Origin of the sequence: Marinobacterium aestuarii (genome assembly GCF_001651805.1) — a bacterium.
Lineage (GTDB): Bacteria > Pseudomonadota > Gammaproteobacteria > Pseudomonadales > Balneatricaceae > Marinobacterium_A > Marinobacterium_A aestuarii.
Window position 1 is genome coordinate 2,826,498 of the sequence record NZ_CP015839.1, and the last position, 11,983, is coordinate 2,838,480.

At 61.9% G+C, this 11,983-nt stretch carries 10 protein-coding genes; 1 reads left to right on the plus strand and 9 read right to left on the minus strand.

Going from position 1 to position 11,983, the window contains the following annotated elements:
* Positions 1–5 precede the first annotated feature (5 nt).
* From glcE to A8C75_RS12435, 9 genes are all read right to left on the minus strand, one after another.
* Positions 6–1,085 carry a glycolate oxidase subunit GlcE gene (gene glcE / locus A8C75_RS12395; RefSeq protein WP_067382719.1) on the minus strand — a complete coding sequence of 360 codons (1,080 nt, stop codon included), beginning with the start codon at positions 1,083–1,085 and terminating at the stop codon, positions 6–8.
* 1 nt (position 1,086) lies between these two features.
* A complete protein-coding gene (locus tag A8C75_RS12400; protein WP_067382722.1) occupies positions 1,087–2,559 on the minus strand; it encodes an FAD-linked oxidase C-terminal domain-containing protein in 1,473 nt (490 codons plus the stop codon).
* Positions 2,560–2,591: 32 nt separating this feature from the next.
* Complete coding sequence (locus A8C75_RS12405) at positions 2,592–3,020, minus strand: GlcG/HbpS family heme-binding protein (RefSeq protein WP_067382725.1); 429 nt, start codon at positions 3,018–3,020, stop codon at positions 2,592–2,594.
* A 115-nt stretch (positions 3,021–3,135) separates the two neighbouring features.
* Entirely contained in the window at positions 3,136–5,328 is a 2,193-nt protein-coding gene (locus tag A8C75_RS12410; RefSeq protein ID WP_067382727.1) for a malate synthase G, read from the minus strand.
* Between the two features lie 138 nt (positions 5,329–5,466).
* Positions 5,467–6,915 (minus strand): pyruvate kinase, encoded by a 1,449-nt coding sequence (pyk, locus tag A8C75_RS12415; protein ID WP_067382729.1) that lies wholly within the window; start codon positions 6,913–6,915, stop codon positions 5,467–5,469.
* Positions 6,916–6,958: 43 nt separating this feature from the next.
* Entirely contained in the window at positions 6,959–8,236 is a 1,278-nt protein-coding gene (locus A8C75_RS12420) for a TRAP transporter large permease (protein WP_067382731.1), read from the minus strand.
* The gene (locus A8C75_RS12425) at positions 8,233–8,763 is read right to left on the minus strand and encodes a TRAP transporter small permease (protein WP_067382734.1); all 531 of its coding nucleotides are present in this window, start codon (positions 8,761–8,763) and stop codon (positions 8,233–8,235) included. The genes A8C75_RS12420 and A8C75_RS12425 overlap by 4 nt, the downstream gene beginning before the upstream one ends.
* Before the next feature lie 67 nt (positions 8,764–8,830).
* On the minus strand, positions 8,831–9,811 hold the full coding sequence (locus tag A8C75_RS12430) for a TRAP transporter substrate-binding protein (RefSeq protein ID WP_067382736.1): 981 nt from the start codon (positions 9,809–9,811) through the stop codon (positions 8,831–8,833).
* A 97-nt stretch (positions 9,812–9,908) separates the two neighbouring features.
* Positions 9,909–10,736: a phosphogluconate dehydrogenase C-terminal domain-containing protein gene (locus A8C75_RS12435; RefSeq protein WP_067382739.1), complete on the minus strand. Its 828-nt coding sequence runs from the start codon at positions 10,734–10,736 to the stop codon at positions 9,909–9,911.
* A 251-nt stretch (positions 10,737–10,987) separates the two neighbouring features.
* On the opposite strand from A8C75_RS12435, the gene nanR reads away from it, so the two are divergent.
* On the plus strand, positions 10,988–11,734 hold the full coding sequence (gene nanR, locus A8C75_RS12440; RefSeq protein ID WP_067382742.1) for a transcriptional regulator NanR: 747 nt from the start codon (positions 10,988–10,990) through the stop codon (positions 11,732–11,734).
* Positions 11,735–11,983 lie beyond the last annotated feature (249 nt).

The following is an 11,983-nucleotide window of genomic DNA, read 5'->3' on the forward strand; positions in this document are numbered from 1 at the left end:
GCCTGTTACATCCAGCTATACAGACGACCGGGATTGAACAGGCCATCCGGATCGAAAGACTGCTTGAGTCGCTGTTGAAGGAGCTGCAGTGCCCTGGCCTGCGGATGCATCACATCCGCCTGGCGGTCACCACCACGGAACAGGCTCACCTGTCCGCCCGCGGCTTCGGCCAGTTGCTGCATCTGCGCCATGCTGGCATCACCGCGATACCAGCGTTGGGCGCCGCCCCAGTCGATCAGCCAGTTGCCCGGCAAATCCGGATTGGCCGCCGTGGACTTGATCGAAAAGCGCCACAGCGGCGCATCCCCCTCAAAGAACCCCAGGGTTTGATCCCGCAATGCCGCCCAGAAGGACTCGTCATCCTCCAGCTGCGTGCCTTGGCTCTCCAATTGCTCGCCCTGCCATTGCGACAACGTGGCATCCACCGCAGCCCGGGCGCCGCTGAGACGCAGATAGAGCCGGTTGTCGAGCCAGCAGGCCGCCGACAGCGGCTTGGGTTCGGCGGCACGCCGATTCATCAGCGCCACCGCATCTTCCAGCGCTACATCGAACACCAAAGTGCGGGTGACGGCGGGTTTTGGCAGCACCTTGAGGCTGACCTCGGTAATCAGACCCAGGCTGCCCATGGCGCCGGCCTGCAGTCGCGAGACATCGTAACCGGCGACGTTTTTCATCACCTGGCCGCCAAAGCGCAGATGCTCGCCACGGCCATTCAGCAGGCGCACACCCAGCACCTGATCGCGCACCGAGCTCCACCAGGGCCGGCCGGGGCCGGACTGATTGCACGCCAGGGTACCGCCGATAGTGGCGGCGCCACCAAAGCGTGGCGGCTCGAAGGACAGCATTTGATTATGCTCATCCAGTGCAGCGACGAGCTCGGTCAAGGGCGTGCCGGCCCGGGCGGTGAGCACCAGCTCCACCGGCTGGTAGCTGACGATACCGCGATGCTCGCCAACCCGCAGGGGGTCACCCGTCGCAACGCGGCCCATGAAGGCCTTGCTGTTACCGCCCATGATATTCAGCGGGGTGCCCGCATCCCGGGCGGACAGTATCTGCTGCTGCAGGTGATTTGCTATATCTGCCATATCAGGCGGCTCCCGTTGTATCAGGGGTTGCGGGCATGGGCCTGGTTTCCAGCGCCCGGTGTTCCTGGCAGTGGCGCAGTGTCGGCACACCCTTGCCGGGATTCAGGGTGCCGGCCGGATCAAAGGCATCCTTGATGGCGTTGAACTGCCGCAGCTCCTGCGCGTTGAACTGGATCGGCATCTGGCGAATCTTCTCGATGCCCACGCCATGCTCACCGGTAATGCAGCCGCCCACCTCAACACAAAGCTCGAGAATACGACCACCGAACTCTTCGGTTCTTTCAAATTCACCCGGCACATTGGCATCGAACAGAATCAGCGGGTGCAGATTGCCATCACCGGCATGAAACACATTGGCCACACGCAGCTGATACTCATCGGACATGCGCTGCATTTCGGTCAGCACATGGGCCAGCTGCCCGCGGGGGATAGTGCCGTCCATGCAGTAGTAGTCCGGTGAAATGCGCCCCACCGCCGGGAAGGCCGACTTGCGACCCTTCCACAGCAGGGCCCGTTCGGCTTCGCTTTGTGAGGTGCGTATCGAGGTGGCGCCAAAAGAAGCAAACAGGCTCTCGACCTGGGCGATATGCTCCTGCACTTCCTCGGCGGTGCCATCCACTTCGCACAACAACAGCGCCTGGGCGCCCTTGGGGTAACCTGCCTTGGCGAAGTCTTCCGCCGCACTGATGGCGTAGGTGTCCATCATTTCGAGGCCTGCCGGAATAATGCCGCGGGAAATAATGCCCCCCACCGCATCCCCCGCCTTTTGCACGCTGTCGAACGCGGCCATCACCACCTGGGCCTTTTCGGGCTGGGGCAACAGCTTGACGGTGACCTCGGTCACAATGCCCAGCAGGCCTTCGGAACCGGTAATCAGCGCCATCAGGTCCATGCCGCAGCTATCGAGCCCCTGGCTGCCGATACTGAGTTTCTCGCCCTCGACGCTAAGCATCTCGACGCTAAGGATGTTGTGCACCGTGAGGCCATACTTCAGGCAATGCACACCGCCTGAGTTTTCCGCCACATTGCCGCCTATAGTGCAGGCGATCTGGGACGACGGATCAGGGCCGTAGTAGAGCCCATGCTCGGCCGCCGCTTCAGTGATGGCCAGATTGCGCACGCCAGGCTGCACCCGGGCGGTGCGCGCCAGTGGGTCAATGGCCAGAATGCGATTGAACTTCGCCAGGGACAGCACGACCCCCTCGGCGTGGGGCATGGCCCCGGCACAGAGCCCGGTGCCGGCACCGCGGGCCACCACGGGGACGCCCTGCTGATGGCAAATCTGCAGCACCCGCTGCACCTGCTCAACGGTGTCAGGCAACACCACGATAAGCGGCATTTCACAGTACATCGACAGGCCATCGCACTCGTAGGGCCGCTGGGTCTCGGCGTCCTCGATCACGTACTCGGGGTCAATGAAGCTGCGAAACAGTTCCACTAGCCGGGCTTTATCAGGTTTGGATTTTTCAGTCATGACGGGGCTCCGCTCTATTCCCGGCGCTTTGCTTAAGCGCCCCGGCGTTGCATAAAGTGATCAATACCGGCCTGGGCACAATCCATATCCTGTGCCGGTGTGCCGGAACTCAGGCCAATACCCCCCACAACTTCACCATCAACCATTACCGGCAGGCCACCGCCCACCACACACAGCCGACCGCCGAGCGCCGTATGGATGCCGAACACCAGATTGCCCGGCACACAGGCGGCGTTGTATTCATGGGTCGCCTTGCGCGCCGCACTGGCGGTAAATGACTTGTCCTGGGCCACGGTGATGCTGGTGACCTTGCCGCCGTCCATGCGCTCGAACGCCAGCAGATTGCCGGATTCATCAGTAATGGCGATACACATCGGCACGCCTATTTCGGTGGCCCGGGCGGCGGCGCCTGCGATCAGAAGACGGGCATCGGCCTGGTCGAGTCGATTAATGGTTAACATGGTACAGCTCCTTAAAAGGGTATCCGGCAGGAGCCTTTGTGCGCCCCTGCCCTGTTGTTCGACCTGCCTGCAACAGGTTCTGTTACCTGCCGGCGTGACGGTTCACGTTAGCCTGTCAGCTGCTGGCCTGCAGCGCTTTTTGTTCACGCCGGCGCTGATGCAGCAAAGGCTCGGTATAGCCGCTGGGTTGCTCGCAGCCTTTGAAAATCAGATCACAGGCGGCCTGAAATGCCACACTGCGTTCCAGCTCCGGCACCATGCGCTGGTAAGCCGGGTCTGCTGCGTTCTGTGCATCCACCACCACTGCCATGCGCTTGAGGGTATCCAGTACCTGATCGTCGGTACAGATACCGTGCAACAGCCAGTTGGCCAGGTGCTGGCTGGATATGCGCAGGGTGGCGCGATCTTCCATCAGGCCAACATTGTGGATGTCCGGCACTTTGGAGCAACCGATGCCCTGGCCTACCCAGCGCACCACGTACCCCAGAATTCCCTGCACATTGTTCTCCACTTCGGCCTGGATCTGCTGTGGCGTGAGACGTTCATCCCCCAACAGTGGCGGCCTCAGCAGGGCCTTAAGCTCTGCACGGCTGCCGCCCTGCAGTTCCTGCTGGCGCTGTGCCACGTTCACCTGGTGATAGTGCGTCACATGCAGCGTTGCCGCCGTGGGGGACGGCACCCAGGCACAGCTCGCACCGGCCCGGGGGTGTACAATCTTGGCGTCGAGCATCTGTTTCATTTCATCGGGCATGGCCCACATGCCCTTGCCGATCTGGGCCCGGCCGCGCAGGCCGCAGGCCAGACCTATATCCACATTGCGGTCTTCGTAGGCGCCGATCCAGGGCTGCGCCTTGATGGCATCCTTGGGCAGCATCGGGCCCGCCTGCATGCTGGTGTGGATCTCGTCACCGGTGCGATCCAGGAAACCGGTATTGATAAAGAAAAGCCGCTCGCGCACCGCCCTGATGCACTCGGCCAGGTTGGCCGAGGTGCGGCGTTCCTCATCCATGACACCGACCTTAAGCGTATTGGGCGCCAGCCCCAGGGCCTGCTCGACACCTGTGAACAGCCTGTTGGTGAAGGCGACTTCCTCGGGCCCGTGCATCTTGGGCTTGACGATGTAGATGCTGCCACTGCGACTGTTGCGGTACTGACTCCCGCCTTTGAGGTCGTGCAGTGCGCAGAGGCTGGTAACCATCAGATCGAGAATGCCTTCCGGCACCGGCTGGCCGTCGCGATCCAGCACAGCATCGGTGGTCATCAGGTGACCGACGTTACGCACCAGCAGCAGGCTGCGCCCGTGCAGACGCAGTTCCTCGCCCGCAGGCGTGCGGTAGCAACGATCGCCGTTCAGGCGCCGCCGGATGGTTTCCCCACCCTTGCTGAAGCTTTCCTCCAGCGTGCCTTGCATCAGCCCGAGCCAGTTGCGATAGACGCCCACCTTGTCCTGGGCGTCGACCGCGGCGACCGAATCCTCACAATCCATGATGGTGCTGAGCGCCGACTCCAGCACCAGATCCTTCAGGCCCGAGGCCGACAGTGCACCGACAGGGTGTTTAGAGTCCAGCTGCAGTTCTATGTGTAACCCATTGTTACGCAATAAGATTGTCTTGGCGCCATCATCGGCGGTGCCAAAGCCCGCAAACTGCTGTGAATCAGCCAATGCCGTGATCTCGCCATTACCAAGGGTAACTGCCAAACCCGTGCAGCCTGCGTCTTCTGCCAGCGCATACTCCCTGACCTGGGCATGACTGCCACTGGCCAGCGGCACCGCCTGATCGAGAAATTCCGCGGCCCAGGCGATCACGCGCAAGGCACGTTTTGCATTGAAGCTCGAGCCTCTCTCGCCCCCTGCGGACTCATCGATGACATCACTACCGTAGAGCGCATCATAGAGACTGCCCCAGCGGGCATTGGCCGCATTGAGGGCAAAGCGGGCGTTGTTGACGGGCACGACCAGCTGCGGGCCGGCCACCCGGGCGATCTCGTCATCGACGTTCGCCGTCGTGATACTGAACGCCTCGCCTTCGGGCACCAGGTAGCCAATTTCGCGCAGGAAGGCCTGGTACGCAGCCGCGTCCAGGGGCTGGCCCTGGTGATCACGGTGCCACTGGTCCATCTGCGCCTGGATTTCATCGCGCTTTTGCAGCAGCGCGCGGTTTATCGGCGCCAGCTCGTCGATGATGTTCTCGAATGCGCGCCAGAACTCCGCCGACGTGATCCCGCTACCGGGCGCAATCTCGTTGGCCACCAGTTCATGCAGCGGCGCCGCGACCTGCAGGTCGCCGATTCTGATTCGGTCGTTCATATACTTACTCTCTGCTTTCGAAAAGCCGGGTGGGACCTGCAGCCTAGCGTCTGCACGACCGTCACCCGGGAAACCTGTCGAAACCGCCATAGCCCGGACGCTGTATCCGGGCCGCCGGCAGCTCGCCGCGGCGTGGATTTACAGTATCGCCTCGCCCACTGTGACGATCTTCATCGTGTTGGTCCCGCCATGGACGTTGGTATAGTCACCCTTGGTGATGATGACGCTATCGCCGGGGACGACGACGCCGAGGTCTATCAGCCGATTGACAGCGTTCTGATTGACGCCACTGCTCTCCAGCGTCGCCCCGTCAAAGGGGATCGTGTTGACGCCGCGATACAGCGCCACCCGGCGCTGGGTGCCGGGAGACGGCGTGAAGGCGAAGATCGGCAGCCCCGAACGGATGCGGGACATGATCAGCGGCGTGGCACCGGTTTCGGTCATGCAAATGATGGCCTTGACGCCTTCGAGGTGGTTGGCACAGTACATCGCGGACAGCGCGATGGACTCGTCGATACGCTCGAACGAACGGTTCAGGCGGTGTCCAGACTGCTGCGCAGACGGGTGCCGCTCCGCCCCGATGATGACGCGGGCCATCGCCGCCACCGTCTCCACCGGGTAATCACCGGCCGCCGTTTCCGCCGACAGCATCACCGCATCGGTACCGTCGAGTACCGCGTTGGCGACATCGAACACCTCGGCCCGGGTCGGCAGCGGGCTGTGAATCATCGACTCCATCATCTGGGTCGCGGTGATGACGCTTCTGTTGAGCTTGCGCGCCCGCTCGATGATCAGTTTTTGCACGCCGATCAGCTCGGCGTCACCGATTTCGACCCCGAGGTCGCCGCGCGCCACCATGACCGCGTCCGAGGCCTTGATAATCGCATCGAGCTGCACCTGGGTGGCGGTGGCTTCGGCCCGCTCGATCTTGGCGACCAGGCCCGCCTGGCAACCGGCAGCCTGGGCCAGCTCGCGGGCCAGCTCCATGTCCTCAGCCCCCCGCGGGAAGGACACCGCCAGGTAATCGACACCGATCGCGGCTGCGGTCCGGATATCGTCGCGGTCCTTGTCGGTCAGGGCCGAGGCCGACAGCCCACCGCCCTTGCGGTTGATCCCCTTGTTGTTCGACAGGACGCCACCGTTCACGACCTCGCACTCGACCCGGGTGCCGCTGATCGACTTGACCCGCAACTCCAGTCGGCCATCGTCCAGCAACAGCACATCGCCCGCCGCGCAATCCTGCGCCAGTGGCTTGTAGTCGACGCCAACCCGGGTCGCGTCGCCGACGTCCGCATCCAGCGCGGTATCGAGGGTAAAGTCCTGACCGTTCTCCAGCACGACCTTGCCGGACGCGAAGCGCGCGATGCGTATCTTCGGCCCCTGCAGGTCGCCCAGAATACCGACGAACAGCCCCAGTTTGTGCGCGGTTTCCCGCACCTCACGGGCCCTGCGCCTGTGATCGTCGGCGCTGCCGTGGGAGAAGTTCAGGCGTACGAGGTTGACCCCTGCGCACAGCAAGGCCTCCAGCACGCCCGGGGCGTCGGTTGCGGGGCCCAGGGTGGCCACTATTTTGGTTCTGCGTAACATCGTCCAGTCCCTACTTGATTCGGTTAGAAATGGCACTTGGCCACTAGCGATAAATCAGATCTCTGAGGAACAACGAGATCGCCGGTACGTACGTGATCGTCATGAGGCAAAGCACCACCGTTAATACCGGGAGCAGCAGTGAACGGAAAATTTGCTCAACCCGTATCTGCGCGACCTGGCAGGCGGCGAAGAGGTTGATGCCCAGCGGCGGTGTAAACATGCCGAGCGCCAGGTTGCACACGACGATAATGCCGAAGTGCACCGGATCGATACCGAAGGCGATCGCGATCGGGGCAAGAATCGGCGCCAGTATCAGAATGGCGGCCGCGGTTTCGACAAACATGCCAACGATAAAGAGCAGCAGGTTGATCGCCAGCAGGAAGGTATATTTGCTCTCGAAGGTCGCGCGGGCCCACTCACCAATTTCGTTCGGCAGTCCCGAACGGCTGATGATGAAGCTCAGCAGCGCGGCGGCCGAAATGATCAGCATGACACTCGCCGACGAAACCACGCTTTCCCGGAAGATCGTTGGCAAATCCCGGAACGAGATGGTGCGATACACGATCAGCCCGAGGAACAGACCGTAGACGACTGCGATCGCAGACGCTTCGGTGGGTGTGAAGATACCGCCGTAGATGCCGCCGATAATGATGACCGGCATCAGCAGCGCCAGGAAGGCACGCCCCATGGACGCCGTTAACGGCAGGTTGCCGTCGCCGTCGTCCTTGCCGTAACCCTTGATGCGACACCAGATGACAACCATCAGGATCAGGGCGCCGCCGATCAGCAGGCCCGGCCCCAGGCCGGCCATAAACAGCTGGCCGATGGAGGTTTCTGTGCTGACCCCGTAGAGGATGAGCGGCACCGACGGTGGAATGATCACGCCCAGCTCAGCACTCGAGGCCTGGATGGAGGCCGCCATCGGCGTCGGATAGCCATGTTTGACCATGGCAGGAATCAGAATGCTGCCGATGGCGAAGGTAGTTGCGACGCTCGATCCCGACACCGCAGCGAAAATCATGCAGGTCACGACACAGGCGCAGGCCAGCCCCCCCTGCATGCCGCCGACCAGCGACTTGGCGAAATCCACCAGGCGCGCGGCGACGCCGCTTTTCACCATGATGTTGCCGGCGAGGATAAAGAACGGCACCGCCATCAGCGGAAAGCTATCCAGCCCCACGAACATCCGCTGCGGCACCACCAGCAGGGGAATATTGGTAAAGAGCACGATCCCAAAGATGCTCGAAAGCGCAATGGAAACCGCGACGGGTACCGAGATCGCGAAGAACAGGATCAGCGCCAGTGCGATGGCCAGGTTCATGATGTCTCTCCACAAAGGCTATTGTTTTTATCCTTGAGCGTGCGCGTCCGGTAGGTGCACTCGTGTTCGGCATGCTTCATCAGCACCGCCAGGAAGGCGAACGCCGCACCCACCGGAATCGAGCTGTAGAACCAGGCGATGGAAAAATCCAGCATGGCCACGGGCTGGCCTGCCACCCTGAGGGTCATCAGCGTGCCGTACCAGACCAGGATGCCAAGGAAGGTGAGCGTCAGCAGCGCTATAACCCGGTGGCCGATGATCTGCAGGCGGCGCGGCAGGTTCTGCAGCAGGATTTCGATCGCGATCATGTTGCCGAGCCGAAAGCAGGCAGCGGCCGAGAGGAAGACGCACCAGACTACGAGTCCCCGCGCCAGCACCTCGGACCAGGTGGAAGACTCGCCGACAATGAAGCGGGTCACCACCTGGTAGAACACGAGCGCAACCGAGATTGCCAGTAACAGGGCGGCAATATTGTGGCTGAGGCTGACGAGACTCTGGTTACACCTCGAAAGGGCTTTAAATAGCATTGCGGCCTCCAGAGAGAAGTACAGAGGAGTTGCGAAAGGGCCCCAGGGGACCCTTTGCACGAAGGATTTACTGAGCGTCGCGGATACGCTGGATCAGGCTCGCACCGTACTCTTCGGCGTACTTGTCGTAGGCCGGTTGCACCGCAGCCTGAAAAGCAGCCTTGTCGATATTGGTGACGACTTCCATGCCGTTCTGCTGCAGCAGTTCGACACCGGCCTTTTCGTTCCTGGCTACGGTGTCACGGGATGCCTGTGCCGCGGCCCTGGCAGCCTCGACAAACCAGCCCCGCTGCTGCTCGTCCAGGTCATCCCAGACGATCTTGGACATGAGCACGGCGGCGGGCGAGTAGACATGACCGGTGAGCGTCAGGTATTTCTGGAATTCCCAGAAATTGTTGGCGGTCAGAATGGTCACCGGGTTTTCCTGACCGTCGACGGTGCCCTGCTGCAACGCGGTAATAACCTCGGTCCAGGACATCGGCGTCGGCGCGGCGCCGGCGGCCTGGAACGCCGCTATATGCACCTTGTTCTCCATGGTGCGCAGCTTCAGACCGGCGAGGTCTTCAGGTTTTTCGACCGGATGGACGTTGTTGGTGACATGGCGAAAGCCGTTCTCGGCCCACGCCAGGCCGATCAGCCCCTGCGGCTCGAACTTGGCCAGCAGCTCCTGGCCGATTTCACCGTCCAGCACCTGGTGTGCGCTCGCATAGCTGTCGAACAGGAACGGGAAGTCGAGCGTGAAGACCTCCGGTACAAAACTGCCGACCGGCCCGGTGGAGGTGATCGTCAGCTCGACGGAACCGATCTGCAGCCCCTCTACGACATCGCGCTCGCCACCCAGAGCACCGGCAGGTTTCAGGTTGATCTTGAAGGCGCCGCCGCTGAGCTGTTCCATTTTGTCGGCAAACGCCTTGCCGGCGTCGCCGTAGTGGGAGTTGAGCGGCGGGGTGAAGGCGAGGTTCATTTCCTGCGCAGCCTGGGTCATGGACGCGAGCGACAGACCTACGCCGAGCACTGTACCGGACAGGAAACGGGTGATGGTTTTCATGGTAAAACTCCTACTTGTTTTAATTATATAAGGCTCTTCTATAGCAGTATGGGGCGCAGAACGCGCAAGAGACAGGCCCTGCCTGCGCCCCGGACGATCAGGTAATACGCTTGATGCTTTCGGCGATCTCTTGCGGTTCGAACACCTTCAGCCAGTCTTCTTTCATGATCTGGCCCTTGGCATTGTCGATTGCCTTGTTGCAGGCATCCGAAAATACGCCCGGCTGCTCGTCGAAGATGACTGCGGCGAGGATGTTCATATGGCCCAGCAGGAAATCACGGGCGCACTCGTAGCTCACACCGCGGCGCACGACTTCGTCCATCGCCTCGCGCATGATCACCAGCAGGGTGGCGCAGACCGTTTCGGACAGGCCCGGCTCCAGCAACGCCATCTCTTCCACGGATACGCGGTGCGAGCGCACCACCGGCGCATAGATGGTGCGGCCGATCTTCTCGCCCAGCTCGTAACTGCCCTCGGGGCCCTGCATCAGGGCGTTGACGATGTGCTGCTTGGCACGCACGCCGCCAAAATAGTCCCGCTTGGCTTCAAGATCGGTCTCGTCATTGAAGATCGGCGGATGGCACGGGTGGGTCACGAAGTAAACCAGGTCGCTGCGATCCGGCAGGTGACCGGCGAAGGGTGCAGCGGCATCCAGCGTGATGACCATGGTGCCGCTTTCCAGCATTGAATTGAGGCCCGCTGAAATCTTGCCGACGAGGTTGTCTGGCACAGCCAGGATCACGGCATCCGCGCCGGGCACGGCTTTTTCAACGTCGACGCAAGTGATTCCGAGCTCGGTCTGCAGGCGTGCGCGGCCGGCTTCGCTGACCTCCACGTGACGGACGTCGAAGTCGGAGTCCTTCAGGTTACTCGACAGCCGGAAGCCCATTTTCCCGCCGGCGCCGATCAGGGCGATTGTTGTCATATGTCTGTGCCTCTATTCGTTAAGGTTTGGAGCTGCGCTACCGGCTGCCGGAACATCCCGTAGCGGATAACGGCCAGTGCGACAGCTGGGTCGCCTTGCCGCAACTGGTATAATGACATAATATCTATACCATCATGTCAACAGTTATTTTCCGGGCCCAGCATTCTGCTGGCGGCCGCCTGCTGTTAGACTTCGCCCCATATGGCCGCGCCCTGTGCGGCCCACAGCCAGTTACAGGAATACGCAGCCCTATGAAAGGATCGAAAAAAATAGTCAGGCGGAGGCTGTCGGACGATGTGTTCGACCGGCTCTACGGGATGATTCAGAACGGCGACTATGCGCCCGGTGACAACCTGCCATCGGAGCGGGAGCTGATGGAGGAGTTCGGTGTCGGCCGCCCGGCGGTGCGCGAAGCCATGCAGTCGCTGGAACATGCAGGCCTGGTATCGATCTCCCATGGCCAGCGACCACGGGTGCTTGAATTGACCGCCGCGGGCCTGATCTCGCAGATCGACTTCACCGCCCGCCACATGCTGCTGCAGTCACCCAAATCACTTGAGCAGCTGAAGGAAGCCCGCACCTTTTTCGAGATTGGCATGGTACGCCGCGCCGCCGAGCTGGCGGGCCCGGAGGATATCGCTCGCCTCGAGAAGCTGCTCCAGGCCCAGGCCGAGCAGCTCAACCTGGACTGCCAGGCCTTCGTCGAAGCGGACATGGCCTTTCACACCGGCATTGCCGCCATCACCGGGAACACCATCTTCGAAGCCACCAGTCGGGCCATGCTGAGCTGGCTGGCGAAGTTCCACTCGACCATTCTGCTTTGGGAAGGCAACGAGCAGGTCACTCTCGATGAACACGCCCAGATCTTGAGGGCCATCGCGGCTAACGACGCCGACGCCGCCGAACAGGCCATGACCAGCCACCTCAAGCGCGCCAAGGCCCTGTACACCAGCCAGTCCGGCACCGACCGGGCGAACGGTACCGGGCCGATCACCTAGTGTACTGCTTCGCTCTTAGAGGCGCTTTTAGCGAGTCGCCAGGAGGTGGGCCGCACGGCGCATTTTCGAAGGCATAGTGGGCCTATGTCGAGGAAATGCAACACCGCGGACGGCCTTCTGGCGGCTCGCCCGCAGGGAGCGCGCCAATTCGCGCCCAGCTGCGTTGCCGCTCTTGGCAAGAGCCCCACTATTACCGGCGAACGGCGCCTTGCCGGACACAAATTGGCGGGCTCTATAAGCACCCATTAG

What these genes read in the sequence shown, in the direction of transcription:
- glcE (WP_067382719.1), bottom strand. Translation starts at nt 1,085, where the DNA reads ATGGCAGATATAGCAAATCACCTGCAGCAGCAGATACTGTCCGCCCGG.
- A8C75_RS12400 (WP_067382722.1), bottom strand. Translation starts at nt 2,559, where the DNA reads ATGACTGAAAAATCCAAACCTGATAAAGCCCGGCTAGTGGAACTGTTT.
- A8C75_RS12405 (WP_067382725.1), bottom strand. Translation starts at nt 3,020, where the DNA reads ATGTTAACCATTAATCGACTCGACCAGGCCGATGCCCGTCTTCTGATC.
- A8C75_RS12410 (WP_067382727.1), bottom strand. Translation starts at nt 5,328, where the DNA reads ATGAACGACCGAATCAGAATCGGCGACCTGCAGGTCGCGGCGCCGCTG.
- pyk (WP_067382729.1), bottom strand. Translation starts at nt 6,915, where the DNA reads ATGTTACGCAGAACCAAAATAGTGGCCACCCTGGGCCCCGCAACCGAC.
- A8C75_RS12420 (WP_067382731.1), bottom strand. Translation starts at nt 8,236, where the DNA reads ATGAACCTGGCCATCGCACTGGCGCTGATCCTGTTCTTCGCGATCTCG.
- A8C75_RS12425 (WP_067382734.1), bottom strand. Translation starts at nt 8,763, where the DNA reads ATGCTATTTAAAGCCCTTTCGAGGTGTAACCAGAGTCTCGTCAGCCTC.
- A8C75_RS12430 (WP_067382736.1), bottom strand. Translation starts at nt 9,811, where the DNA reads ATGAAAACCATCACCCGTTTCCTGTCCGGTACAGTGCTCGGCGTAGGT.
- A8C75_RS12435 (WP_067382739.1), bottom strand. Translation starts at nt 10,736, where the DNA reads ATGACAACAATCGCCCTGATCGGCGCCGGCGGGAAAATGGGCTTCCGG.
- nanR (WP_067382742.1), top strand. Translation starts at nt 10,988, where the DNA reads ATGAAAGGATCGAAAAAAATAGTCAGGCGGAGGCTGTCGGACGATGTG.